20 protein-coding genes and 1 pseudogene are annotated in these 25,319 nt (G+C 45.4%); 9 read left to right on the forward strand and 12 right to left on the reverse strand.

The window, feature by feature from the left end; translation table 11 throughout:
* Positions 1-15 precede the first annotated feature (15 nt).
* From ZX61_RS22790 to ZX61_RS22820, 7 genes are all read left to right on the forward strand, one after another.
* Complete coding sequence (locus tag ZX61_RS22790) at positions 16-3,990, forward strand: type I restriction endonuclease subunit R (RefSeq protein WP_049846864.1); 3,975 nt, start codon at positions 16-18, stop codon at positions 3,988-3,990.
* A gap of 1 nt (position 3,991) precedes the next feature.
* Positions 3,992-4,672, forward strand: a complete 681-nt coding sequence (locus tag ZX61_RS22795) for a M48 family metallopeptidase (RefSeq protein WP_049846865.1) — start codon at positions 3,992-3,994, stop codon at positions 4,670-4,672.
* Between the two features lie 486 nt (positions 4,673-5,158).
* A complete protein-coding gene (locus ZX61_RS22800; protein ID WP_049846866.1) occupies positions 5,159-5,980 on the forward strand; it encodes a restriction endonuclease in 822 nt (273 codons plus the stop codon).
* Positions 5,981-6,290: 310 nt separating this feature from the next.
* The gene (locus tag ZX61_RS22805) at positions 6,291-7,229 is read left to right on the forward strand and encodes a hypothetical protein (RefSeq protein ID WP_049846867.1); all 939 of its coding nucleotides are present in this window, start codon (positions 6,291-6,293) and stop codon (positions 7,227-7,229) included.
* Positions 7,213-7,644 (forward strand): hypothetical protein, encoded by a 432-nt coding sequence (locus tag ZX61_RS22810; protein WP_049846868.1) that lies wholly within the window; start codon positions 7,213-7,215, stop codon positions 7,642-7,644. The genes ZX61_RS22805 and ZX61_RS22810 overlap by 17 nt, the downstream gene beginning before the upstream one ends.
* 357 nt (positions 7,645-8,001) lie before the next feature.
* Positions 8,002-8,619 carry a class I SAM-dependent methyltransferase gene (locus ZX61_RS22815; RefSeq protein ID WP_049846869.1) on the forward strand — a complete coding sequence of 206 codons (618 nt, stop codon included), beginning with the start codon at positions 8,002-8,004 and terminating at the stop codon, positions 8,617-8,619.
* A gap of 3 nt (positions 8,620-8,622) precedes the next feature.
* Positions 8,623-9,750, forward strand: a complete 1,128-nt coding sequence (locus tag ZX61_RS22820; RefSeq protein WP_049846870.1) for an HNH endonuclease — start codon at positions 8,623-8,625, stop codon at positions 9,748-9,750.
* A gap of 104 nt (positions 9,751-9,854) precedes the next feature.
* Here the strand turns inward: ZX61_RS22820 and ZX61_RS22825 are convergent, their stop codons facing one another.
* The 4 genes and pseudogenes from ZX61_RS22825 to ZX61_RS22835 all read right to left on the reverse strand — a co-directional run bounded on the left by ZX61_RS22825 (position 9,855) and on the right by ZX61_RS22835 (position 14,815).
* On the reverse strand, positions 9,855-11,249 hold the full coding sequence (locus ZX61_RS22825) for a fructose-specific PTS transporter subunit EIIC (protein ID WP_049846871.1): 1,395 nt from the start codon (positions 11,247-11,249) through the stop codon (positions 9,855-9,857).
* A gap of 12 nt (positions 11,250-11,261) precedes the next feature.
* Positions 11,262-11,387, reverse strand: a pseudogene (locus ZX61_RS24620) (PTS sugar transporter subunit IIA); the annotation flags it as partial.
* 182 nt (positions 11,388-11,569) lie between these two features.
* Positions 11,570-12,733, reverse strand: a complete 1,164-nt coding sequence (manA, locus tag ZX61_RS22830) for a mannose-6-phosphate isomerase, class I (RefSeq protein WP_049847008.1) — start codon at positions 12,731-12,733, stop codon at positions 11,570-11,572.
* Positions 12,734-12,913: 180 nt separating this feature from the next.
* Complete coding sequence (locus ZX61_RS22835) at positions 12,914-14,815, reverse strand: PTS fructose transporter subunit IIABC (RefSeq protein ID WP_049846872.1); 1,902 nt, start codon at positions 14,813-14,815, stop codon at positions 12,914-12,916.
* 368 nt (positions 14,816-15,183) lie between these two features.
* Here ZX61_RS22835 and ZX61_RS22840 point away from each other — a divergent pair, with 368 nt between their 5' ends.
* A complete protein-coding gene (locus tag ZX61_RS22840; RefSeq protein WP_049846873.1) occupies positions 15,184-16,023 on the forward strand; it encodes an AraC family transcriptional regulator in 840 nt (279 codons plus the stop codon).
* Between the two features lie 3 nt (positions 16,024-16,026).
* Here ZX61_RS22840 and ZX61_RS22845 read toward each other — a convergent pair whose 3' ends face one another.
* The gene (locus ZX61_RS22845; protein WP_049846874.1) at positions 16,027-16,803 is read right to left on the reverse strand and encodes a PTS sugar transporter subunit IIA; all 777 of its coding nucleotides are present in this window, start codon (positions 16,801-16,803) and stop codon (positions 16,027-16,029) included.
* Positions 16,804-16,812: 9 nt separating this feature from the next.
* Positions 16,813-17,115: a PTS fructose transporter subunit IIB gene (locus tag ZX61_RS22850; RefSeq protein ID WP_049846875.1), complete on the reverse strand. Its 303-nt coding sequence runs from the start codon at positions 17,113-17,115 to the stop codon at positions 16,813-16,815.
* Positions 17,116-17,317: 202 nt separating this feature from the next.
* On the opposite strand from ZX61_RS22850, the gene ZX61_RS22855 reads away from it, so the two are divergent.
* Positions 17,318-19,198: a fructose-specific PTS transporter subunit EIIC gene (locus ZX61_RS22855; RefSeq protein WP_049846876.1), complete on the forward strand. Its 1,881-nt coding sequence runs from the start codon at positions 17,318-17,320 to the stop codon at positions 19,196-19,198.
* Positions 19,199-19,285: 87 nt separating this feature from the next.
* Here ZX61_RS22855 and ZX61_RS22860 read toward each other — a convergent pair whose 3' ends face one another.
* The 6 genes from ZX61_RS22860 to ZX61_RS22885 all read right to left on the reverse strand — a co-directional run bounded on the left by ZX61_RS22860 (position 19,286) and on the right by ZX61_RS22885 (position 25,241).
* Positions 19,286-21,460: a methyl-accepting chemotaxis protein gene (locus ZX61_RS22860; protein ID WP_049846877.1), complete on the reverse strand. Its 2,175-nt coding sequence runs from the start codon at positions 21,458-21,460 to the stop codon at positions 19,286-19,288.
* Positions 21,461-21,577: 117 nt separating this feature from the next.
* Complete coding sequence (locus tag ZX61_RS22865; RefSeq protein ID WP_049846878.1) at positions 21,578-21,982, reverse strand: PPC domain-containing DNA-binding protein; 405 nt, start codon at positions 21,980-21,982, stop codon at positions 21,578-21,580.
* 30 nt (positions 21,983-22,012) lie between these two features.
* Complete coding sequence (locus tag ZX61_RS22870) at positions 22,013-22,330, reverse strand: DUF1496 domain-containing protein (protein ID WP_049846879.1); 318 nt, start codon at positions 22,328-22,330, stop codon at positions 22,013-22,015.
* A gap of 2 nt (positions 22,331-22,332) precedes the next feature.
* On the reverse strand, positions 22,333-23,238 hold the full coding sequence (locus tag ZX61_RS22875; RefSeq protein ID WP_049846880.1) for a 1-aminocyclopropane-1-carboxylate deaminase/D-cysteine desulfhydrase: 906 nt from the start codon (positions 23,236-23,238) through the stop codon (positions 22,333-22,335).
* A 66-nt stretch (positions 23,239-23,304) separates the two neighbouring features.
* The gene (locus ZX61_RS22880; protein ID WP_049846881.1) at positions 23,305-24,567 is read right to left on the reverse strand and encodes a sensor histidine kinase; all 1,263 of its coding nucleotides are present in this window, start codon (positions 24,565-24,567) and stop codon (positions 23,305-23,307) included.
* Positions 24,567-25,241, reverse strand: coding sequence for a response regulator transcription factor (locus ZX61_RS22885; protein WP_049846882.1), 675 nt, complete (start codon positions 25,239-25,241; stop codon positions 24,567-24,569). The genes ZX61_RS22880 and ZX61_RS22885 overlap by 1 nt, the downstream gene beginning before the upstream one ends.
* Positions 25,242-25,319: the final 78 nt, after the last annotated feature.

Below are 25,319 nucleotides of genomic sequence, written 5' to 3' on the forward strand. Positions count from 1 at the left end.
TAAGGATATCAAACAATGTCAGAGTACCAATTGGTTGAAAAGCCGCTGCTAAACCAGCTTAAAAGCATGGGCTGGGATGTAACGGATTTAGGGCAAGGTGTGCCGACCGACCCAACCACCAGCTTTCGCGGCTCTTTTCGTGAAGTCATCTTAAAAGACATTTTTAAAACCGCAGTACATCGCATCAACACCACTGATGGTGGTAAGCCCTGGCTGACGGATAGCCAACTCGATGTTTTGCTCGATGATGTCACCGACTTTGGTACTCACAAGTTGCTGGCGGCCAATGAGGAGTTTATTGGCCGTCTCCACAAATGGCAGCTCGACCGCAACGAACTGAGCGGAGAAGAAGAGCCGGTAGTTAAACTGATTGATTTCGATAACTGGGAAAACAACACCTTCACTGCCATCAATCAGTTTCGTGTTGATACGCCTGGGTTAGGGAAAGAGCACATTCGCCCTGACGTTGTATTGTTCGTCAATGGCCTGCCGCTGGTGGTGATTGAGTGTAAAGAGCAGTCACAGCATTGCTGCAACCCAATGGCAGCAGGCATTGACCAATTACGCCGCTATGCAGACTTGCGTGAGCCTGAACACAGCAAACTGCGCGAGGGTGAACCCGCTTTGTTCTTTACCAACCAGTTGATGATCAGCACCTATGGCGATGATTGCAAAGTGGGCACCATCACTTCAAATGAAGATTACTACCTCAACTGGAAAACCATCTACCCCGATACTGAGCCTTATATTGCACTGGAAATTGGCACCCATCGCAGCCAGGAAAAGCTCGTTCAGGGCATGCTTCACCCACAAAGACTGCTTGATATCACCCGTTGTTTTACCCTGTTTATGGATACCGACAACGGCCCACGTGTAAAGGTGATTTGCCGTTACCAACAATTTCGCGCGGTGCAGAAAATCATTGAGCGTATGGAGCAGGGCGAAACTGGGATTCAACGTTCAGGCGTGGTTTGGCATACGCAGGGAAGTGGCAAAAGCCTGACTATGGTGTTCTTGGTGCGTAAGCTTCGTCGCCATCCTGATCTGAAAAGCTACAAAGTGCTGATGGTCAACGACAGAAACGATCTAGAAGAGCAGCTCACTAATACAGCGGCTTTAATTGGTGACAAGGTCGTTGTCATTAAAAATACGAGAGATGCGAAGGCGGAGCTTGCAAACGATACGTCAAATACCAATATGGTGATGGTACATAAGTTTCGCGAGCAAGACAGTGGTTTCCTTCCGGAGTCTGTGCGTAAGCTGTTGTCTAAACAGCTTGCGGGAGCGAAAGAGGCCGGTGATGTTGAGCGTATCGAAGAGCTAGAGTCAGACTTTGATGCCGAGATCGTCATGCATCAGCCTTTCGGCGTAATCAATGAAGGCGAAAAAGTCCTGATCTTAGTGGATGAAGCGCATCGCACGCAGCGGGGAGGTAAAGACCGTCCAAGCCTTTCAGATAACCTGTTTGATGCATTCCCGAATTCCACTCGAGTGGCATTTACAGGAACGCCGCTCATCGCGGACCACCACACTTATCCAACCTGGAAGCGCTTTGGAGTCAATCAAGAAAAAGCCTATGTCGATAAGTACAAACTTCAGGATGCGGTCGATGATGGCGCGACGTTAAAAATTCTCTACGAAGGTAAAACCGCAGACAGTGCGATTTACGATAAAGCGGGTTTTGATACCAAGTTTGAAGATCTATTTGCTGACAAAACGGAAGAAGAACTAAGAGAAATCCGTAAAAAGTATGGTGCGGAAGGGGATATTCTTGAGGCAGAAAAGCGCATTGAGGAAATTGCTGAGGATCTAGTTAAACACTACCTAAGACAAATCCTACCAGCAGGTTTTAAAGCGCAAGTAGTGTGTTCTTCCAAGCAAGCAGCTATTCATTACCAAACCTATATTGAAAAGGCACTGGCGAAAGAAATCGAGTTATACAAAAAGCAGCCAGAGCAATGTATCGATAAAGCTTGGCTTGAGCGCCTTGAGTTTTTGAAAACGGCGGTTGTGATTTCAAGTGATGACACCAATGAAGCAGCTTCTTTCACATATGCCAGAAAGCAGGCCAAAGAATTAAAAGCAGTCGATAACTTCAAGAAGAAGTTTGATCACAGCAAGCCAAATACCGGCGTCGCTTTCTTGATTGTCTGCGACATGCTGTTAACGGGCTTCGATGCGCCAATTGAACAGGTGATGTATCTCGACAAGAAACTGCGAGAGCATAATTTGCTGCAAACCATTGCCCGTGTAAACCGCACAGCGAAAGAGAAAAAACGTGGCTATATTGTCGATTATATTGGTCTTGCTCATCACTTGAGAGATGCACTGTCGATGTACTCTCAAGATGATCAAAACGACATCATGGAAAGTATGCAGAACATTGATAGCGAAGTGCCGGTGTTGGAAAGTCGTTATCGTCGTTTGCTTCAGCTATTTTCCGAACTCGATGTTCACAATATCGAAGCATTTGTGAACCAGAAACTTAGTGTGGATGAGCACTATCAAGTGCAACTTCAGGCGATTTCTGTTTTAGAAGACCCTCGCCAGCGTGACAGTTTCAACGTGTTCTTGAAGAAGTTTCTTCAGAGCATGGACATCATCATGCCGAACTCCTTGGCGGACCCGTACAAAACGCCCATGTACCAGTTTGTGCATATTCAAGCGAAAGCACGCCAGCGTTACCAGGATGACAGCATGAGCTTCCAAGGTGTGGGCGCAAAAATTCGCCACCTGGTGAACGAGCATCTGATCAGCCTGGGTATTAACCCTAAAATTAAACCGATTGACCTGTTCAGTGATGCGTTTATGACGCACATGGGTAAAGAGCCTGACTTACAAGCGCAAGCGAGTGAGATGGAACACGCCATTCGTAAGCACTGCAAAGTAAATGCGGATGATGACCCAGTCTTTCACAAAAAAATGAGTGAGAAGCTGGATGAGATAATTAAAAAGCACTCTGGCAACTGGGAAAAGATGATCCTAGAGCTAAGTGCTTTGCGAGATGAAATCGATGCGGGGCGTGGTCCTAACGCTCAGATATCCGACCCATTCTTTGATTTGATTGTCAGTATTGCATTCCCGGATGGCGAGCCTGTTAAGCCTCTGGACAAGGTGAAAGCCTGTGTTGACGCCATTATGGAAGAGCTAGGCGAGAACATCAGTAGCCTAGACTTCTGGGAGCGTGAGGATTTAGTGTCTGAGTTGAGAGGGCGCATCAAAAAGCGCTTTATTCTCAGTAAAGTACCGCAGCTGAAAGACGCGCGTGAACAGCTAACGATTGAGGTGGTAGCGCTGGCTCGTAGACGGGAACAAATGCTTTTATCTGATCATGAGCTGACCATCAAAATTGAAAAGCTCATAGACGCGATAAAAGAGCTAAAGATAACAGGTACAGAGGAAGGCGATCGAAGAATACTGGATATGCTGAAATATTCGGTATGTGGCACGGAGCTTTATTTAGCAAGTGAACTTGAGCAGTACGAGCAGTTTATCCGAGTGGCCTCTGTGACTGTCAGAACTGACATCGACGTTCCCAATGCGCCTGAAGCTCCCTCGTCAGACAGTACTATGCCTTATGAAGTTAAAACTGAATACGACCTAATGTCAGCACTCTCTCAAGAAGCTCTTTCAGACATTGTTTCAGCGTTACAAGATGAATTAACCGTTGATGGACTTGGTAGCCCTTTCATTGCTCTCAAACAGACAAGAAGAGGGAGCCAAGACTTCGATGTTGTGGCGTTTGTTCAGCTATCCGCTGTGGCGGGGATTATTGGTAATGTCGCAACTTATATCTTAGTGGCTGCATGCAAGAAATTTTTTAAGAGAGTTTTAGAGCTTCCAGAAATGTTACCGGGCGCGATGGAACAGAGTCGAGTGAAGAGGGAACGTATTGAGCCAACATATAATGCCTTTGAAGTGAGTTCTCAAAAGGAACTCGAAGAAGCTGTTGAAGAACGAAAAAAAATGAAAAAAGAGCAGCTGCACTAACATGCAATACAAAGATATCGAATACAGCTTGAAACAAAGCAAGCGAAAGACCACCAGCATTCTTATCGAGCGAGATGGGAGTGTCACTGTGCTTGCGCCTGAAAACTACGATATTGGAAAAATAGAAAGCATCGTTGAGGAAAAACGCAGTTGGATTTATCGCAACCTTGCAGAGTGGGAAGATCTTAACCGCACCAAAGTCGAGCGGGAGTTCGTGAGCGGTGAAGGCTTCCTCTACCTGGGTCGTAATTATCGCTTAAAGTTGGTGAACGAGCAGAAAGAAGATTTGATCCTGAAAAATGGTTACTTTCTGATGCGCCGTGATAAAGCGGAATATGGTAGTGAGCTATTCAAACACTTCTATCGCACCAAGGGGCTATCTCGCATTAGCAGACGGGTAGAGCATTTCGCCCCAAAGCTAGGAGTGGATTATCGTGCAATTCGCGTAATGGAACTTCAGCACCACTGGGCCTCCTGCTCACCAAAAGGCGACCTCAACTTTCATTGGCGTTGCCTGATGGCACCACTCGCAGTTCTGGATTACATCGTGGTTCATGAACTAGCACACCGCATTGAGCGCAATCATAGTGCTGCTTTTTGGAACCTCGTCGATAAAATTATACCTGACTACCAAAAACATGTTTCTTGGCTAAAGCATAATGGTGCGGGGATGGATTTGTAGTCTGTCGCGGAATAGTTATTGAGGCTAGTAAAATTTCTATTTTTCAGAAAGCTATTGATGAATCGACATTTGTTAGTTACTAAGAAAGAATGATGTGTTTGGCTTTAATATCTGAATTGCAATGGAATACAGTAAGTAATACCTATGGTAATACCATTAAAGTTTCTGTGATATTTTTTGTTATATTTCAGTGTTTTGACTCTCTAACTCTGATGTCTCACTCGCCACATTCTTGAAGAAAGACGTCTTAGGACGCCTTTTTTATGCCTGTAATAAAGTTAAATCAATGACTTAGATTCTATTTTAGACTTTTAGGGGTAAGTGATATTTCTTGTAATCCGCTATCTCGAATTAAAGCGAGCACTTCGGGGAACCTTATATAATTTGTGTAATTTCAAATGAAACTGAGCTTATAAGGCTATTTGCTATTCTCAGTGTTTATCGTTTGTGATTAAATGCGCTCAAATGCTTATTGGAGGGAGTCAGATGGCGCGAAAGAACGATGGAATTATATGGCACTTAATGGACAAGCCTTGGTGGTTAAGCGTTTTACTCTCTGCGAGTATTTATCTCGGTTTTTCATATATCTTACCAAGCATGGCTACAAACAGTGGTAATTTTGTTTTTGATGCTATTGGTCAAAGCCTTCCTCAAATAGCGCCTTACTTTGCGCTTTTATTTTTGCTCCCTGCACCTGTGGCGTTTTTTAAGCAGCATCAGAGAAAGCGCAGCTATGTCACAACGACATCTCGGATTAAATCGCACAAAAGTACCTCGCCATTGCACGCTCTTAGCTGGTTAGAGTTTGAAAGCTATATCGGTGAGTACTTCAAACGCCAGGGATACAAAGTCAAACAGGAGTTCTCACAGAAACCCGATGGGGGTGTTGATATTTGGCTTACAAAGGATGGTGAGTTAAGCCTCGTACAATGTAAACATTGGAAATCTCGAAAAGTTGGAGTGCAAGTGCTGCGCGAGATGTACGGGGTAATGATTGCTAACAATGCCAGTAAAATGATTATTGTAACGTCAGGAGATTTCACGTCCGAAGCTGTCGCTTTTGCGTTAGATAAGCGACTGTGGCTGGTCAATGGTAGTGAACTGGTTCATATGATTGAAGATGGGCGTCGTTTTCAGGATCAGCCATCAGTACCTGAACCAATACCTGCGCCAAAGACAGATTCCGAAGTTTGCCCTAGCTGCCAATCCAAACTTGTGCTGCGCGTAGCTAGGAGAGGGCCAAAAGCAGGGCGTCAGTTTTATGGTTGTTCTGCTTATCCGAAGTGTCGTTACACTAGTGATTTGTGAACGTGAAGCTGAGCAGGTTTCAGGTAAAGGAATTTTCGCTTTAACAGTCGCCGAACTTGCACTGAATAAAACACATTTTTACCCCTAAACAAGCTAGAACAAATACTCTATAAGATCTGTGTCGTTCATTTTACTCTACAAAACGTTATCCGACAGAATGCAACTTACCGCGATTGATCTTTCATTCTGCCTGTTTAACCTATCAAACTGCCTATTTAACTGGTTAAATTATCAGTTTATCTCATTGAGGGTGATAAACCACTGAAAATATTGTTATTATCGTTTTTATTTATCCGTCAAACCGACTCCCATGAGATATGAATCCGCTCCTGTAGCTCCAGAAGTAAGACAAGAAACCACAAGAGAACGTGCAGCACGTCAACACCGAGAACGTCAGGAAGAGCTGAGATATACCGCGAGCGATGAGAAACGATGGGCTGAAATTAGAGAGAGGGTTCTTCGAGACAGACAAGAAGCTGGGTTAGGTCAAATCTCTCATGGGTTGAAAACACCTCAAATTCTGAGTGACTCTATCGGGCTACAGTGTTCGCTTGAAGATGAAATGGCGAAGAATCACCAGCATGTACTTATCACTGATTTAGAAGATGCTCACAAGATATTGCATAACGTTTGGTTGGATTCTGGTAAAGACGTTGCAGCTCTTGCTGCGAGTATAAACACCGCGAAATCATGGTTTAACCACACCGATCCAATGTTTGATGCTGCGTCTATTACTAAGCAATTCGGGGATATGAACATTAAGGCAGATCTCGTAGAGAGCAAAGGAAAAATATTTGTCGCTTTTAATGGGACAGATCAGAACGGAAAAGTACTCAAACATGCGTTTGTGAATAGTACTCGTATCAACATGAACGGAAAAAAATATCCGCTCAACTCATTTAAATCAATGCAAGCTGGTTTTAGCCCGAAATCAAAAGCTGCGAACTTTAAAGGGGCAGGAGTTTTAACGTTTGTGGTATCCGCGAGTATTGCGACCAGTGATTTAGTTTTTAAAGATGACTATCACCTTGTTGATTGGTTTGGAAATGTTGGCTCTGACATGTTCAAATTTATGCTCCAGAGCGCAGTTGGTGAAGCTGCTTTGTTCGCTGTTGCTGCTCTAGGTGGTACTGTTTTAGTCGGTGCTCTGGCGTGTGTTGCTGCCTACGTAATTATAGAGTGGGCTTGGGGTGAGTTTAAAATATCAAAAACAATTGTTAAAGAGTTAGAGAATGTTACCCAAAACTAGCGTTAGGTTTGCAATACTTTTTATGTGGAGTTTCTTTTTTCCTAGTTGGTTCTATGTATCCAAAGGAGTATTAGAAGATTATCTTGATCTGTTGAACCATGCTGACCTTGTACAAGTTTCAATTATTACTTTATGGCTACCTGTAGGTTTTTTTGGACTGTTACTTTATTTGTTATTTTTAACACCTAAGGCTTTCGTCCGTGGTGAAAAGATAAAAGACATTTACCGTCCTCAAACAATAAAAATCTGGGATAAGATTGTAACTATATTTGCTTTATGCGGAGTTGCATTTGCTGCTGGTTGGACATATCACTCTATCGACTTGTTAGAAAAATATGGGTATGTGTACAGTCGAGATTTAACTCAGATAACCCCGACAGGGATTCACTTGATGTACATTAAAGCTACGCTTTGAACATAAAAACATTTAGTGTGCAACTAAAAAAATCAACCTTTTTGCTAGTGCGATTTTACTCATCGCACTAGAACTTCACAACAAATTTGCCATACCTCTGGTTATTCATGTTTTGCTAATACTAAATTTTCCGAAAATGATAATTGTCCAGAACCGTTACAGTCGGCACTTTAAAACACGTGTGAGTGAACTAGTGATTGACTTACACGCTCGACTTCAGCTTTTTAACAGAGAATTTCGTATCTGGCCTCATCGATCCGTATTCTCATCGCAATCCCTCATTCCTTCTTAATACTTTATCGCTATATGCAATCAAGATGGTTATTATTCCTTTAGGGAAACTTTTGGGTATTGGCCATGGATGTAAACCTCTCTTTTTACGACGAAAATGCGGCTCAATTGGCTGAGCAGTATGACTCGGTTGATTTTGAATCCGTACATAGCAGCTGGCGTTCACACTGGCCTCTATCGGGTAGCCGAGTATTAGATGTAGGTGCAGGCTCGGGAAGAGATGCTCAGTGGTTTGATTCACATGGCTGCAAGGTTGTGGCTATTGAGCCTTCGGCAGTTTTTCGTCAGTTAGGCCAAAAGCGTACTTCGGCGGCAATTCATTGGGTCGATGCCCAACTCCCTGACCTTAGCACCCTAGATACTTTATCCCATAGCTTCGACCTTATTCTTGTTTCAGCAGTGTGGATGCATATTCCCGTGTCTAAGCGCTATCAATCACTTTGTTCTTTGGTGGAACGGTTAGCCGAAAGGGGCAGAATAGTCATTACTTTGCGTCATGGTGCGTTCGGTGATGGCCGTACAAGTTATGGTGTCTCTCTGGCGGAGTTAGAACAGATTGCTCAACGGTTAGAGTTAGTGGTTTGCCACGTTGAAGATACTGAAGATGGGCTATCTCGGACAGGGTTGACTTGGCAAACAGTAGTATTAGAAAAAGCGTCAAACATGCAGATAAAGAGGAAATAAGTTGTGTCTCTTGAGTTCTATGTTGAAAAGTTCCAGAACCTGAATATGAACAGTGCTTGTGGTAAGAAAAGCCCGCATAAGGTGTGCATGCTGCTGACGGTCATGGATTTAATTCAAGCTGGTCATCTGGTAAAGAACAGAATTGAGTTCAATCAAGCAGTGAAAGATCGCTTTAGCCATTATTTTGAGAGTTTCGCCCAAGGCAATGATCGTAATACTCCAGAGAACCCGTTTTACCACCTTAAAGGTGAAGGCTTTTGGCACCTGAGCTATCACGCTGGTTTTGATGAGCTAAACACCAAAAGGTATTCAGCTAAAGCGATAGATTATGCCTATTTAGACCAAGAGCTGTTTGACTATATGAATAGCTCTATCGTTTCAAATGAGTTGAAAGATGCCCTCGTGGCGAATTTCGCCGATCTTCCATCCTTGTTCCGCCAATGGCTGCTCGATATTGGTAAGTCTGAGAAAACGGCGAAGAACTACGTGGGAGCGATTCGAGGCTCTATCTCAAATTGGCTCGCAGATGTAGGTGAACTCGAACAGCCACTCACTGAGGTTAAATCTTACAAGCAGTTTATTCGCTATGAGGAGCGAGTCAGGCAGTTGGATGAGTTTAAGATTCGAGACTCGCGTGGTAAAGGGATGTATAGCGCGGCGTTAAATCACTACCACCAATTTTTAGCCGATCTGTCTCAGGTTGATGTTAATGCCGATGTTCGCGGTGTTATGAGCGATAAAAAACTGACTGAAACTGAAAAGGCGATCTTGATTAACACTCGGTTGGGGCAGGGGCAGTTTCGATCAAAACTGATCGAAATGTGGGGCGGTTGCGCCGTGACGGGCTATCGTAATACACAACTTCTGCTCGCTTCACATATTAAGCCTTGGCGTAACTCAAATAACGAAGAGAGGTTAGATAAATATAATGGATTGCTGCTTGTTGCGAACTTAGATAAGGCGTTCGATCTCGGGTTTATATCCTTTACTGATAGCGGCAAGGTGATGATTTCAAAGTATCTAGAAGCGCCCGATGTTCTAGGCCTAAGGGAAGGGATGTCGTTTAATGTCAGACGAGAGAATAAGCCTTATCTTGGCTACCATCGTGGGGTGTTGTTTAAAGGGTTCTAACTTTTTCTGCGCTCCCAATAAAAAAGCCAGACATCGCTGTCTGACGCCACCTTGTCCAGGTGGCGTTTTTGTTTGAATAGTTTTTTCGCTCGGTTAGCTCGTCGCTAGGCAGTGATGAGCTCTGCTGCCTTCTTCATCGCCTCTTTGGTTGAACATTCCACCACGTTAGCGTTGGCAAAACGATGTGCATCTTTCACTTGAATATCGTGAGCTAAGATAACCAGTTTGGCATTAGCAACATCTAGGTCTGTAATGCGGTTCTGAATGCCGTTTTGGCCCTGGGTTTCAACCTTGATCTTAATGCCTGCCACAGCGCCTGCTTTTTCTAGCGCTTTGGCTGCCAAAAAGGTATGTGCAACGCCGGATGGGCAGCAAGTGACAGCAACAATATCGTACTCGCCTTCTCCGGCTTGTGGTGCAACTTGCGCAGGAGTGGCTTCTGATAGCTGTTCTTCACTCTCTTCTTCCGCTACTGGCTTCCAAAAACCGACAATTACAGCCGTTGTTAATGAACCAAGAGCAATGCCCACCACATACATTGGGATGTTACTTGATACAGGCGCTGTGATTAGGCCGCCCCAAGGTGCGTGCAGCAGAACATCGGTTAAGAATCCAAATACACAGCCCACGATGCCGCCAGCCACAATTGAAGGAAGCACGCGCATTGGGTCGTTGGCAGCGAATGGGATAGCCCCTTCAGAGATCCCGATAGAGCCCATGATCGCAGCGGCTTTGCCCGCTTCTTGCTCTTGCTTAGAGAATTTCTTTTTAAATAGGAAAGTCGCAAGCGCCATACCTAGCGGAGGAGTACAAATAGCAATGCCTACACCACCCATCAGCCATGGTTGGGTATCAACCTGAGTTTGGGCAAATAGGGTCGCCACTTTGTTGATTGGGCCGCCCATATCAAAAGCCGTCATACCACCAAGAATGGTACCAAGTACTACTTTAGAAGCCCCCGCCATAGATGCCAAAAACTCGTTCATAGATGCCATAAACAGCTTAATTGGCTCACCAATGCCCCAAAGAACGATACCCGCAGAGATTAACGTGCCGACAAGAGGGTAGATAAAGTAAGCGCCAAGCGCGGTCATATTGGTAGAAAGAGGGATTTTCTTAAGCTGAAAAACCACACCACCGGCGATAAATCCTGCCACAATACAACCTAAGAAGCCGCCACCCATATCGGCCATAATGCCGGAAGAGATCATCGCAGGTGCAAGGGCTGGTTTGTCGGCAATAGAATAGCCGATGAAACCGCCCAAAATAATTGGGAACAGCACTAATCCTTTAATGCCGATGTTGGAAATATCAGCGAGTAGGCCGTCTGCCGGTACAGCCCCTTTACCTGATGCCATTACTGCCAGTGCGAGCAAGACACCGCCCGCGACAATAAATGGCAACATATGTGAGGTACCGAATAAAAGGTGTTGTTTCAGGGTACTGAGGTTTTTTTTAAGATCGCTACTATTAGCAGCTTGAGCGGTTATTGTACTCATATCTATATTACCTTATGAATTAATTAAAATATCTAGGATCAGATGTTCATCTTTTGCTTTTATAATGTTTTCTATAAATTCTTCGCAGGCCTTTCCTACCTGTTCTTGAAGAACCTGAATATTGAGATCAATACGATTTGCTGTGAGTTAAAATTAATTCACTAGGTGGTTTGTCGAAATAGTAAAAATAAGGCTATTGCTATACTTTTGTACCCGCTAAAACTAACTGTGATTGGCGTCATTTTATTTAGATAAGATCACTGTGGAGCAAGCGTAAAAAAGCCTCAGCGGTGTGAGGCTTAATATTGAGTCTGGCTTAACTAGCAGTATGCTCGCGCTACCCGGCCTTGGCAGGTGAGCTGATAATCTTTAGTGTCAGCAGGCACAAAAACAGACTCGCCAACTGCTATTTGGCAAGTTTCACCGTGTGAATCGGTTAGGCTCATCGGATAATCTAACGGTAAAAGAATCTCTGCGCTGGTGGCGGAAATCAGGCGGTTATCAGAGTTGTGAATAATCGCAAACTTAAAGTCTTCAACGGGAACCTGAAATTGTTCAATGCCATTTTCAATACAGGGGTTCAGCCTGAGGTTATTGATTGGCTTTGGAGTAAATCGGGTACATGAGACTAGCTCTTCGACATCTATGTGCTTAGGCGTTAGACCCGCTCTGAGTACATTGTCTGAGTTCGCCATGATCTCTAGCCCTGTTCCGTGTAGATAGGCGTGAGGTGTTTGCGCATCAAGAAATATGGCTTCTCCTGGCTCTAATGTAATAACATTGAGCATCAAGGGGGCAAACAAGCCAATATCTCCCGGATACTGATCTGCGAGTTCTATGATCAGATTAAACACGGGATCAGTAGAAAGCTTAGCTTTGAGCAACAGTATCGTTAGCGCCATTTCTTTTTGTTCGCCTTGCAACGAAAGTATCCCCGCGAAGAAGCTTGCCAATCCGTGTGAGTTGGGCTCCTTGGTTAGCTCATCAAGTAGCAGCTGTATCTCTGCAATCGCAAGTTGTTCAAAATATTCAATGATCTCTGCTATTGGTCGAAAGCCATTCATTGCTTGGTATTGGGTAAGGGCGTATACCAACTCTGGTTTATGGTTGGGGTCTTTGTAATTGCGATTGCTCGCGGTTAATGGCAAACCAAGTTGCTGTTCTTTCGTAAAGCCAGATTCTGCTTGAGCCTTGCTCGGATGGACTTGGATCGAAAGGGCTTGATCTGCTGCCAAGATTTTAAATAGATAGGGAAGTTCGCCGAACTTGGTTGCCGTCTCTTTACCTAAATAACGCTGCGGGTTGGCTGCGATAAGCGCTGATAGAGCAGTGGGAATGCCTTGGTTCAATACACTAGAGCAGCCATTCGGGTGCGCACCCATCCACAGTTCAGCTTGCGGAGTCGAACCTGGATTATCGATGCCAAATAGCTGACCTAGTGACGTTTTACTACCCCAAGCGTAACTTTGAATGACGTTGCTCATAAGGTAGAAGGCTTGGTGAGGCTTGTCTGGGGCTAAACTGTTACTCGGTTCAAATAATTGAGTCGTGGCTGTAGAGTCGTGTTGAGTCTCTGTTATTGAGGTGGTTAGTTCTGGCATTGAGTTCACCATAGGAAGAATGGCCTGAGGGACGCTCAAGCCATTGGGAGTTGTGGGAAAGGTTTAAGCAGTCGCGGTAACTAGCTTTTCTTTGCGAAGTTTTTTCAGTGAGATACACGTTAAGGCGGTGACAACCGTACCTGCAGCCATGCATACCAATGCAAGTAGCGGGTAATTCATTGCGCCAAGTAGTGCCACCACTGGGCCGCCGTGTGCCACGCTGTTAGTGATGCCAAAAGAGAACGCCATTACAGCGGCGACCATAGAGCCAAGAACGTTGGCAGGGATAACAGACATCGGATCTTGTGCTGCAAAAGGAATCGCACCTTCAGAGATGCCCACTAAGCCCATCGCGCCAGCCGCTTTACCTGCTTCCAGTTCTGAAGATTCAAATAGTTCGAATTTGCGTCCAAGTGCAGTTGCTAGCGCCATACCAAGCGGAGCGACCGGGATTGCACAAGCCATTGCACCCATAAACTGAGTTTGACCACTTGCGATCATGCCAACAGAGAATAAGAAGGCGACCTTGTTGAATGGCCCGCCCATATCAAAGCCAGCCATACCACCCAGTACAATGCCAAGTAACACAACGTTACCAGTGCTCATTGAGGTAAGTAGTGCGGTTAAGCCTTCCATCAGTCCTGCAATGGGAGCACCAATGACAAAGATGAATAGGCCAGCAATAAACAGAGAGCCTGTAATGGGAGCGATCATGATAGGCACAAGTGGCTGAATGAACTTGTGATAGTTGATGGATGTAAGCCACTTAACGAAGTAGCCGACAAGTAGGCCTGCAACAATAGCACCGATGAAACCAGTCCCGGCTTCTGCGCCATAGAAAGAACCATTGTTGGCAATCCAGCCACCAATAAGGCCAGGAGTAAGAGCAGGGCGATCAGCAATGGCGTAAGCGATGTAGCCTGCCAGAATAGGAATCATCAAAGTAAAGGCGACGACACCCACTTCTAAGATTTGGTTCCACATGCTGCCCGCCGGAATCGCCATGCCTGATTCAGTGGGTTCACCACCAATGGCAAGAGCAAGCGCGATTAATAGGCCGCCAGTCACAACAAATGGGATCATGTGAGATACGCCATTCATCAAAAAGCGGTACAAGTCAGAGCGAGCCTGAGAAGCTTTATCCGCTACAGAAGATTCATTCGCCCGACTTTCAGCTTGGTAGGTCGGTGCACTTAATGCCTGTGTGATTAATCCTTCGGCATCTTTAATCGGCGCTTTTACATTGGTTTTGACCACACGTTTACCCGCAAAGCGGGCCATATCTACCTGCTTATCACAGGCGACAATAATGGCATCAGCGCGAGCAATTTCTTCTGCGCTAGGGCTGTTTTTTACCCCGATAGAGCCATTGGTTTCGACTTTGATTTCGTAGCCTAGTTTGGCTGCACCTTTTTCAAGCGCCTCTGCTGCTAGGTAGGTGTGCGCAACGCCGGCAGGACAACCCGTTACGCCTATGACAAAGCCGTTAGGTTCATCATGAGTAATCTCGTTTTCAATCTGTTTTTGTAGCAGCAATTCCAATGCTTGTTGGTTTGAAGCGGCACTTAAGAATCGCTCTATAAACCCTTCTTCAATTAACTTAGAGGAGAGCTCTGCCAGCACTTCGATGTGGTGGTTGTCGCCGCCATCGGGAGACGCGATCATAAAGAACAATTTCGATGGCAATCCATCTTCTGCACCGTATTCGATACCTGAGCGGTGGACACCTATCACTACCGCAGGTTCGATAACCGCAGCGCTTTTGGCATGTGGTAGGGCAATACCTTCTTCAAAACCAGTGTTGCCAAGTTCTTCGCGAGCCTTGATGTCAGCGAGAAACTGCTGTCTGTCGGAGATTCTGCCCTGTGAATAAAGTACCTCGATTAGCTCTTGAAAAACCTCTTCTTTGGATTGCGCTTTAAGATCTAGCGTAATCAAATTCTCATTGATGAGTTTGGTGATCATTTTGAACCCCTAATAATTTTAATGTTGTATCAGGGGTATTTTGGAAGCTGTACGAAATGGACTGTAGTGAAGAAAAAATGCATTTACTAGAGGATTGTAACGGCATCTTTGAGGTGTGATTAAGATCGCCTATATCGTCAAGGTTACATTCAGGTTTTTGATTTTATGCTGTTATAAAACAGTGGTTTATGTGTTGTCTTTGCTTGTGGTTTGAGGTGCAATTAACACTAATTAGCTAGAAATTTATTGCTAAAGCTGGATTTTTGTATCATTAATCTTAAATTGTGATTTTGCTCAATAGCATAGAATCTCAACTAGCGGTATACCTATGCCCGTAGCACACGCGCGACTTATTGAGAGTATCCAACATGGTATTTCATGATCTAATTTCTTCTGTACTGAGCGAGAGGGAAGCTTTTCATCACATATGGTTTGCAGGAGATTTTCACACGCCACCAGAATGCAGTTATCAAGTGAACTTTCCGCGCTTGGAGATCGTGTTAGAGGGAGAGTACATTAATGAGATGGAAGACCATGAGCGCAAAGTCACGCAAATTGTCGCTAAGGTTGGAGATGCTATTTTTATTCCGCCTAATTGCTGGAACAAACCCGACTGGGACACCAATTGCTCGGTGCTGAGTATTCTTTTTGGCCGGCGTCAACTGGGGTTAAGTTTGGTCAGTAAGCGCAAGGGAGAAGCGACCTTTTACGACATCCAAAAACACAGTATTCAGACACGCTCTGGGTTTGCGATAGATAATATTCTAGAGGCGCTCAGTTCGCTTGCTAGAGAGTGCACCAAAAAACCGATGGATGAGTTGTTGCTGCAAGCGTTACTTCAATACTGCAAAGCCATGCTTGATGCGCCATTAGAGCAGTCTCATAGCCGAGTTCAGGATCTTTATCAGGGGATCTGTATCTACATCCAGGAAAACTTCCATCGCCAGATAACCCGAGATAGCATCGCGACGCGCTTTAGTATCTCGGCCAACCACTTATCGCGCTTATTTCGCCAGCAAGGGCACATGACATTAGCCGACTACATTACGTGGGTAAGAATCGAACGTGCTAAGTTTATGCTCAAGAAGTATAACTTCAAGCTCAACGAGGTGTCGGTAAGGTGTGGCTTTAAGGATGTGAACTACTTTTGTCGAGTATTTAAAAATCGTACTGGAAGAACGCCATCTGATTATCGTGGATCTATTTAGCGGCTAAGCGATCAATCGTGACATGGAATACATCAGCAGGGCTTGCAGATCGATACTGCTTTTGGTCATTAATAAACGCTCTGCAAACGTTCCATACAGCAGGTTTCTGGTTAGGTTTGTTGCGGTCACTATCTGTTCACGGGACGGTGATGAAGGCATCACCAGTGCTATAGCCAAGTGAACCTCCCCCACTTTTGAAGCCCAATCTATTGGGGTATCGCTGCTAATCACGGCAATGGAGATTTGGTCGATATCATCAAACATGACATGGGGCAAAGCAATACCCGCTGTAACACACGTTGATGAACGCTCTTCGCGTTTAATGAAAGCAAGGATCAGGTCATCAGCAGAGCACGGGTAGATCAGTTGAGCCAATCCTTTTAAGCATTCAAACTTGGTCAGCTCGGTATGCGCTTTGGCATAGTGCCAGTTAATTTCACTGGGTGTACGAAGCTGAGGTAATCGCTTGGCAAGTTGGTCGGAAAACTCATAGTTAATGTTGGATCCAACCAAGGCATAGTGCTCTGCGACGATATCTTTTAGTACAAAACAAGCAAGCTCAGCGTCAATGCCAAAAGCAGTTATCTGGCACAAATCCCCCTTTACTAGCCCAGCTTGCAGCAACGCAACAGACTTGGCCATATCAGCACTACGATTTCGGGTGATGTTGATAATATCTATGCTACTTTTGAACTTTCTAGCAAGACTGCACAAGGGCTTGCTAGCGTGAGCACTCGCATTGGAGTCTTCGACAAGAAAGGTGATTTGATACTCTGTCATGACAGTTCGCTACGTTCTGCAGTGGAGAATAAAAACTTTATCAACGTTAAGCAGTACGTCTTCGATAGGGATTTGTACACAGGGTAAGCCGTCGAATCGATTTGCCTGTTCAATCTCAATATCCGAGACAATCAACACCTTGTCTGCATGGGTAATATCGTGAGGTGTTAGCGGGTTCTCGATTCCCATTGCACCTTGGGTCTCAACTTTAATTTGCACGTTATGTTTGGGCGCAGCTTTGGTTAACGCGTCTGCTGCCATATAAGTATGTGCAATGCCTGTTGGACAAGCAGTGACAGCAATGATTTTCATAATAGTTCTCTGTGGCTATTTTGGCGGATATTAACACAGCGCCGTGTGATTGCCTCGACCAAGAGCAACAATTTGAAAGATAGGCTTCACACTTTTTATGGGGTGTTACAATAATCCAGTTAATGCCGTTTTAGTCCTATATATCGGGCGAGGCGAGGTGATTAATCTATGTTCGAGCGCGAGCATGGCAAGGCAAGAAATAATGGATATTACAAACCTAGTTCAATCAGAGACCATCTGTCTCGACTTAAAAGCAACCACAAAAGAGGCAGCGCTCAAAGAGTTGGTGGAATTGCTTCATGATGCCAAAAAGCTAACTGATAAAGATCAGTTTCTCGCTGATTTATGGGCAAGAGAAGAGATTGGTAATACCGGGTTTGAAGATGGGATTGCCATTCCACATGCCAAAAGTTCAGCGGTGGCAAAACCTGCCGTTGCAGTTGGCATTAGCCGTAGTGGTATTGATTATGGCGCCGAAGATGGCGAGCGATCGGATGTGTTCTTTATGCTTGCTTCCCCAGATGGCGACGACCACCATCATATAGAGGTGTTGGCGCAGCTTTCTACCAAGTTGATTGAAGAGGAGTTTATCGATCAGCTTAAACAGGCAGAAAGTATAGAGGCGGCTTTATTGCTGATCACTGAAAGTACGCCAGAACCATATTTTGAACAAGATAACCTTGCGCAGGCGTTAAGCATAGAGCCACTAAGCCCGTTAAAAAGGCATTTAGCGCGAGTGAAAGAACACTTACTGTTTGGCACATCGCACATGATCCCCTTTATCGTTGCGGGTGGTGTGCTGCTCTCACTGTCGGTAATGATGACAGGCCATGCAGCATTGCCAGAGCAGGGCGTTCTGGCTGATATGGCGCACATGGGCATTGCCGGATTAACGCTTTTTACTGCCGTTCTGGGTGGATACATCGCTTATTCGATTGCAGATAAACCGGGGTTGGCACCGGGGATGATCGGTACATGGGTAGCGGTAGACCAATACAATACCGGGTTTCTCGGTGCCATAGTTGTCGGTTTTTTTGCTGGTTACTTTGTGCTGCTACTTAAGCAGATTAAATTGCCTGATAGCATGACTTCGTTAGGCAGTATCTTTATTTATCCTTTGGCCGGAACATTTGCCACTTGTGGGCTCGTCATGTGGTTAATAGGAGCACCTATTTCAGCCACCATGAATGCCTTGAATTTACTGTTAACGGATATGGCAGGTTCGGGGAAAGTGGTGTTAGGCGCAGTGCTTGGTGCGATGACCGCGTTCGACATGGGCGGGCCAGTGAACAAGGTAGCCACGTTGTTTGCTCAAACTCAGGTTAATACTCAGCCTTGGCTTATGGGCGGCGTTGGTATTGCAATCTGTACACCTCCTCTGGGGCTAGCATTAGCGACGCTGCTGTCACCGAATAAATTTAGGCGTGATGAACGCGAAGCAGGAAAAGCAGCAGGTATAATGGGTATGATTGGTATCAGCGAAGGAGCGATTCCTTTTGCTGCTGCAGATCCTACTCGGGTTCTTCCGGCTATTGTTGCTGGTGGGATTGTTGGTAATGTCATTGGCTTTATGTTCCACGTTATCAATCATGCACCGTGGGGAGGTTGGATCGTACTTCCTGTCGTTGATGGTAAGTTGGGCTATATCGTCGGAACCGTTGCGGGCGCACTCACGACGGCGTGTATTGTCATTCTATTGAAAAAAACGGTACGAGAAGATGAAGAGTATGACTCGTTTCGCCGCGCATACTCATCAGTGCAAACAGAGGGGGAAGCCGATGTACTTGCGGTGACTTCATGTCCTTCCGGTGTTGCCCATACGTTTCTAGCGGCTAAATCATTGGAGAAAGCAGCCTATTCTATGGGCATCAAAATTAAAGTAGAAACCCAAGGCGCAGATGGCATTAACAACCGCATCACCGAACTAGATATCGCGCGAGCAAAACTGGTGATCTTCGCTCATGACGTGGCAATAAAAGAGCCAGAAAGGTTTAGCAATATCGCGATTATCGATGTCAGTACCAAAGATGCTATGCATAACGCCGCTGCGTTGATCAAATCCAAACGGAGTTTAGTCAAATAGTTCCCCCGAACTATTTATGCTCCAAGCTCCATCAGTCGATGGAGCTTTTTCTTATCTGAATGAATACTGCTATCGAACTATTGCGGGTTATTCGACCTTAAATTGTTGAACCAAGCTTTGCAGCTCTGACATTGAGTTCGATAGCTCTTGGCTTACCCTAGCAGATGAGTCTGCTTCTTGGCTGACCGCTTGGCTAACATCTCTTATATTAGTGACGTTGTGGCTTAACTCTTCAGCGACGCCACGTTGTTCCATTGCCGCTTCAGATATGCGGTTGCTGATTTCATCAATACTGACGATATGGGTAATGATTTGCTCTAATACAGTTACAGTATTGTTGACTTGTTCTGCGGTCTGTTGAGCATTCTCATTACCTTTTTGTACCGCAACGACGACTTCGTTAGTACCTGTTTTCAATTGGTTGATGACTTCGCGAATTTCACTGATAGAGTCCTGAGTTCTTCCCGCGAGGGTTCTTACTTCATCAGCGACAACGGCGAAACCTCTGCCTTGATCTCCGGCACGGGCGGCCTCAATTGCTGCGTTAAGTGCCAGTAAATTGGTTTGTTCGGCGATGCTCTCAATAACCACCAAGATAGAGGTGATATTTTCGCTGTTTTGGGCGAGATTATCGGCTATCGGGACGGCAGCACTTACCTCTGCAACCAGTGATTCCATTGCATGCGTTGTAGAGTCAATGACGACTTTCCCTTGCTCTGCCGCATCGTTGGCTTCTTTGGCAGAATTTACAGCCTGGCTAGCACTGTTGGCGACTTCTTGTGCGGTTGAAGCCAGTTGAGCAGAGGCGCTCGCGACCAGATCAATTTCGGTAAACTGCTGCTGCATTCCCTGATTAGTGCGTTGAGAAATACTTGACGCTTCTTCTGCGTTTAGTTTTGCTCCCGCGACAGAGGTCGAAATTTGAGCCACTATACCTTGAAGTTTGCTAACAAATTGGTTGAAGCCAGAAGCGAGAGCACCGATTTCGTCATTACTGTTTACCGCCAATCGTCGGGTCAAATCCCCTTCGCCTCCTGCGATATCTTCAAGACTACGGGAGACAACGCGTATGGGGCTGACTAGCTTGGAGGCCACAAGCGCATTTAATATGAGAACGGTGATGGTAATGAATATGCCAATCAGAAAGATATTCGTGACAGACTCTCGATTGGCTTGATTTAAGGTCTTTTCTAGTTCCAGCGCTTGCTGCATAACATCTTTACGCGGAACGTCGAAAACTAGCCCCCATGGCTGCGCATTAGCTGACAACTGAACGGGAATCTTGGCGCGAAGTGTTTCACCGTTGTCCTCCCAGTTGACCGAGTAGGTGGGCTGACTAAGCCAGCTAAGCAGAGAATCAGAGCCAGTAATACTGGCTTCGGATAAATGTGTACCCACTAAACTCTGGTCAACATCGTAACCGACAATGAACCCGCCATGACTGAGCAATAAGACTTGGCCATGTCCAGAGAACATATTCTGGTCGGCCTCAGTGATTAGGGTTTGGATTTTATTTAATCCAAAATCGACCCCTAGCATACCGACAAGCTGCCCTTTCGACACAATGGGTAAGGTAAGCGAGGTCATCAGTATTTCTTCATTACCCACAGTATCTAGGTATGGGTTGAGAACACAGGCATTTTGATTGCGTATTGAGCATGCATACCATTCATTGAACGGCGTATTGGTTTCGTCGAGTTCAGTATCATTGATGTCTTCTTCAACCAGAACTTCAAGCTCTACGCTTCCATCACTTGAGCGAGCCCAGTACGGAGCAAATCGACCGACTTCATTGGACGCAGCTTCTTCACTATTAACGTAATACACATCACTGTTATCGAGCGCCTCTGTTTCTGAAACCACGTATAGGCCTAGCATCTCGCTGTGGTCACTCACGGTTTTTTTGATGATTTGATTCAGGAGAGGCCGCAGTGAATCGGAGTCAACTAATCCTTGGTCGGTGTTTTCTTTAAGAGAGACAATGTTTTTCACCAACATATCAGCTCGATCAAACGAACCGTCAAAGAAGCCCTGCATCTTTAAAGATTGCTGGTTCGCGAGTTCATTGATGTATTGTTCAGCGGATTGTTTTAAATTGTTTTCAGTCTGTCGACGGACTAGCTGCTGAGCCTGGTCACTGGCGTACAAAAATGAAACCATCAGTGCCGAAGCTGTAATAATTAGGCTTCCCCCAGCCGCGAGCAAAAACTTCCAGCGTACGGACAAGTTGCCAAAGAGGCCGACGGATTGCGTGTTTTTCATAGCGCATCTCACTTTACTTCTTTCTGCTAAGGATAGTAAAGCTAGTGCTATTCACCAGTGTCGAGGTAAATAGATAAAGCGTTTGTCACGACAATGCCATCTGGCTGGAAAACAACGTCAACGGCCGTGGGTGCCAATGGTCAATTCTGTGTATCCAGTCTGGGGATCAACTTCACGGCTAAAGCTCAGCTTGTGATACTGATGAATGATCAGCTCTGCAGTGGTATCAATTAAGCAACCTTCCAGCAGGTGACCTCCCACAACCTCTCCGTTTTGTCTGGCCACCGAGATATGAATGTGTTGGTGGTTGGGCGTTAGCGTGCCCATGATAGAGACGATCTCTAATGGTTCGTTTAATTCTAAAGTGTCAGTTGCGCCCGCCAACCGGATATGAAAGTGAGTAAAGCAACCTACGCAAGAGGCGATTGTCCCAGCGTTGATACTGTGTTTAGTGACCAAGTCCTGAATACTATGCTTAAGGTCGTCACCTTTAGTTAGACGAGTGGCTATTGGTGTGATCAAAATGTGCCTTGTTTATTGGTAGAACATACGCTAGTTGACTGAATATCGCTTGACGGGTTTTTCTGCGGGCTCTTGATTAGACGATTCTGCCGCTTCATGCTCATCAATACTGTGCCACTTTAAAGCGCCATTGGATTCAAAATCATTGGCTGACGAACAGATCATATAATATTCGTCGACTTGGATAATTGCGCCATCAGAATAAGCTTGATCTTGGTAATAACAGACGCGTTTACTAATCTCACTAGCGTTAATACCAATGATGGGTTTCGCGGGTGTAGTGATGATCGTGTTCGCGAACAGAGGTAAAGAGAGCGTAGCAAGTAGCAATATAATGTATGACTTCATATTTATTCCCCAAAGCGTTCACCAAATTTTCGCTCGTAGCGCGGCAGCATACTTTCATTGCCGAGCAAACCACCTTGATGAACATAAATGATGCTCTTATCTTGGTTTTCTTTATACCATGATTGTAGACACTGCCACATCATCGGATCATAGAGAAGATCGAACTCTACGTGGGTTTCGGCGAGAAGCTGCTTCCAGATCCGATAATCTTGCTCATACAGTTTGGCGAAATGATGCTTGGTCTCTAACTCGAGGATGTGTGGGAAATCATTCTCGCCCAGCTCTTCAAACTGCTGGATCAAGTACTCTTTTCCTCCTACGCAAGGGCAAGTTATAACTGGGATTGAATGTGGTTTCAGATACTTGTGCAGATACAGTGCAGTCGCGCCAGTCCCTGCTGGGAGGGCGACAACGAACTGATGATTGGGTTCGAATCTTGTCCAAGACAGGATTTCAGCCGCTAGCTGATCAACACCTTGTCTCGCGAGCTTAGAGCGTCCACCTTCAGGTAAAACCAAGCACGAGTTATCTGGTTGTCGAATCTGCTCGATGTAGTCTTTGGGGTGAAGGTGATAATCGGCGGTTGGAATGATCTTAGCGCCGAGCTCTAAAGCGCCGCGATAGTTTCCTAGCGGGGTATCACTCAACCACGATGGGATTCGGTCTACGTAAAACTCCAGTTGCCAGCCCTTAATGGCCGCCAGAGCTGACAAGGAATAGAGCGAGTTAGATTGGGTACTGCCATAACTGATTAGTGTTTGAATTGATGGGTAGTCTTGCTCTAGCACGGCCATAAACTTACGTGCTTTATTGCCGCTGAAATGGCTGTGCAGTTGATCATCACGCTTTAAGAAAAACGGAATAGTTCCAAACTGGTGCTGGGTTATTGGCGTGTTGGCAAGCTTCATAGAGAGTGATAGTAAAAAATTGGCCGACTATCTTAACGGATTAGCGGCTACGAGTATCAATCTAGATCAAAATTTAATGGTGGCGCAGCAGCCACGCTTGTCATGATTGGTCAACTCAAATTGCCATTGGTAGCGTCTACACAGGTCTTCAACGATCAAAAGGCCAAGCCCATGACCTTCAGAATCGGGTATTTCTGTTAGACCCGGACCATCATCAATCACTTCTATGTGCTGAGAAGAAACTTCAACGTCGATTCTGCCATGATCTGACGCTGCGATTGCATTGCGGATAAGATTACCTAGCACCATGTTTAATACCGCAGGTGTGGCTCTGAGCTGTGGTTGACCATTAAAGCGGACATCAATCTCAAGCTGTTTCTCTGTCGCATGCACCTTATTAGCAGCAACAATGTTCGCTATCTCTTGCGGCTGGATAGATCTAAGTGGCGCATCATCAACATTGCGCTCGTAACGCACAATAGAGAGCAGTGCATCGACCAAAGTAATCATTTCAAGTGCTGCGTGCTCAATACGTGTGACTTGTCTGTGCTGAAACTCGCTGAGACTAGAGCGAGTCAATAGCTTATTTGCCCCTTTTACCACAGTAAGCGGTGTTCTTAGCTCATGGCTAGCATAGCGTGCGAAAGCTTGTTCTCGTTTTAACGCGAGATTAAGTTCTTTGCGATACTGATTGAGGTGAGTGGTAAGCAACTGAAACTCTTCCGCTGCTTCATGATGAATATCGAAAGCTTGGGTTGTATCACCTGTGAGGTCGTTGAGCTGTTTGGTAATGTCGTTGACAGGTTCAATCAAGCGCCTGGAAAGACGAAACAGCAGCGCACCGAAAGTAAACATAAGCAGGGAAACAAAGCTTATGACTATGATTCCAGAATAGAGAATTTCTTCATTGCCAAACTCGACTTTGTCGATCAAAGAGAGCAACACAATGATCTTTCGCTCTCCTTTGTCTGAGTAATAGCCTTTGTATACCATATGTCCATGAGGAGAGAGCAGAGACCCCACTTCACCTAGAAAGCTTTCATGATCATCGACATACTTTCGGTACTCTTTGGGGACCAAATTCACGTCATTGTAAGCTACGGTTAACGAATCGAGGCGAATCTCTCCTTTTTCTCCTGCGAGAAAGCGTTCTACGGCGCTATCGCGGTCAATTAAGATGCGTCGTTCACCCACGCGATCTTCTGACCATTGCAGAGCAAAATAGAAAATTAAGAAAGTGACGATGCCAATCACGCAAGACATGCCAGTAAAGAATACTGCAAGTCGACCAGTCAGAGTTCGGGTGTTAGACAAAAAACCGTGCGGCATCAGATGTCCTCTAAGCGAAAGCCAATTTTGGGAATGGTCGTCAGCATAGGGGCATGGAAAGGTTTATCGAGCTGATTGCGAAGTTGATAAATATGGCTGCGTAATACGTCATTGTTTGGTTCGCTCTCTTGCCAAAGTTTTTCAGATACTTCTCTACGAGTGACTACCTCTGGGGCGCGCTGGCAAAGCATTTCTAAAATAGTGTAGGTGGTTGGGTTTAAAGCCAGTAGTTTGCTGTGGCGGTATGCTTGACGAGTTTTCTGATCAATTCTAAGGCTACCAAATTGTAAAATGGAGTTGGCGACTTGCCCTTTGTAGCGTTTGATCAATGCATGAATTCGCGCTTCGAGGATCTCTAAATCAAAGGGCTTGGTTAGGTAGTCATCTGCACCATGTTTAAAGCCGTTAAGCATGTCGTCACGATTGTCCAGAGCGGTCAACATTAACACGGGCGTATTGATGCCAGCTTCTCTTAGTTTATTGCAAACCGTCAGCCCATCCATTCTAGGCAGCATCAGATCAAGCAAAATGATGTCGAATGCTCCTTCAAGCGCTAGTTGAAGACCCAACTCACCGTTGTCGGCGTAGTCTAATTCCATACCTTCATACTCAAAGTAGTCGAACAAGATCCCCGCAACTTCGCGATTATCTTCAACCAGTAGCACTCTATTCATAACACACTCTCATTTTAAGGGGGTTGATGATCTCAATGGGAGCGTGAAAAAAGCGTGAACAACAAGCTTTTCACGTCT

It is taken from the genome of Vibrio sp. VPAP30, assembly GCF_001188205.1.
Lineage (GTDB): Bacteria > Pseudomonadota > Gammaproteobacteria > Enterobacterales > Vibrionaceae > Vibrio > Vibrio bivalvicida.

Bases quoted from the DNA above. Each gene is read 5' to 3' on its own strand.
- manA (WP_049847008.1), bottom strand. From the start codon at position 12,733: ATGAGCAACGTCATTCAAAGTTACGCTTGGGGTAGTAAAACGTCACTA.
- ZX61_RS22875 (WP_049846880.1), bottom strand. From the start codon at position 23,238: ATGAAGCTTGCCAACACGCCAATAACCCAGCACCAGTTTGGAACTATT.
- ZX61_RS22790 (WP_049846864.1), top strand. From the start codon at position 16: ATGTCAGAGTACCAATTGGTTGAAAAGCCGCTGCTAAACCAGCTTAAA.
- ZX61_RS22855 (WP_049846876.1), top strand. From the start codon at position 17,318: ATGGATATTACAAACCTAGTTCAATCAGAGACCATCTGTCTCGACTTA.
- ZX61_RS22795 (WP_049846865.1), top strand. From the start codon at position 3,992: ATGCAATACAAAGATATCGAATACAGCTTGAAACAAAGCAAGCGAAAG.
- ZX61_RS22870 (WP_049846879.1), bottom strand. From the start codon at position 22,330: ATGAAGTCATACATTATATTGCTACTTGCTACGCTCTCTTTACCTCTG.
- ZX61_RS22805 (WP_049846867.1), top strand. From the start codon at position 6,291: ATGAGATATGAATCCGCTCCTGTAGCTCCAGAAGTAAGACAAGAAACC.
- ZX61_RS22880 (WP_049846881.1), bottom strand. From the start codon at position 24,567: ATGCCGCACGGTTTTTTGTCTAACACCCGAACTCTGACTGGTCGACTT.
- ZX61_RS22860 (WP_049846877.1), bottom strand. From the start codon at position 21,460: ATGAAAAACACGCAATCCGTCGGCCTCTTTGGCAACTTGTCCGTACGC.
- ZX61_RS22850 (WP_049846875.1), bottom strand. From the start codon at position 17,115: ATGAAAATCATTGCTGTCACTGCTTGTCCAACAGGCATTGCACATACT.
- ZX61_RS22835 (WP_049846872.1), bottom strand. From the start codon at position 14,815: ATGATCACCAAACTCATCAATGAGAATTTGATTACGCTAGATCTTAAA.
- ZX61_RS22845 (WP_049846874.1), bottom strand. From the start codon at position 16,803: ATGACAGAGTATCAAATCACCTTTCTTGTCGAAGACTCCAATGCGAGT.
- ZX61_RS22885 (WP_049846882.1), bottom strand. From the start codon at position 25,241: ATGAATAGAGTGCTACTGGTTGAAGATAATCGCGAAGTTGCGGGGATC.
- ZX61_RS22800 (WP_049846866.1), top strand. From the start codon at position 5,159: ATGGCGCGAAAGAACGATGGAATTATATGGCACTTAATGGACAAGCCT.
- ZX61_RS22810 (WP_049846868.1), top strand. From the start codon at position 7,213: ATGTTACCCAAAACTAGCGTTAGGTTTGCAATACTTTTTATGTGGAGT.
- ZX61_RS22840 (WP_049846873.1), top strand. From the start codon at position 15,184: ATGGTATTTCATGATCTAATTTCTTCTGTACTGAGCGAGAGGGAAGCT.
- ZX61_RS22815 (WP_049846869.1), top strand. From the start codon at position 8,002: ATGGATGTAAACCTCTCTTTTTACGACGAAAATGCGGCTCAATTGGCT.
- ZX61_RS22825 (WP_049846871.1), bottom strand. From the start codon at position 11,249: ATGAGTACAATAACCGCTCAAGCTGCTAATAGTAGCGATCTTAAAAAA.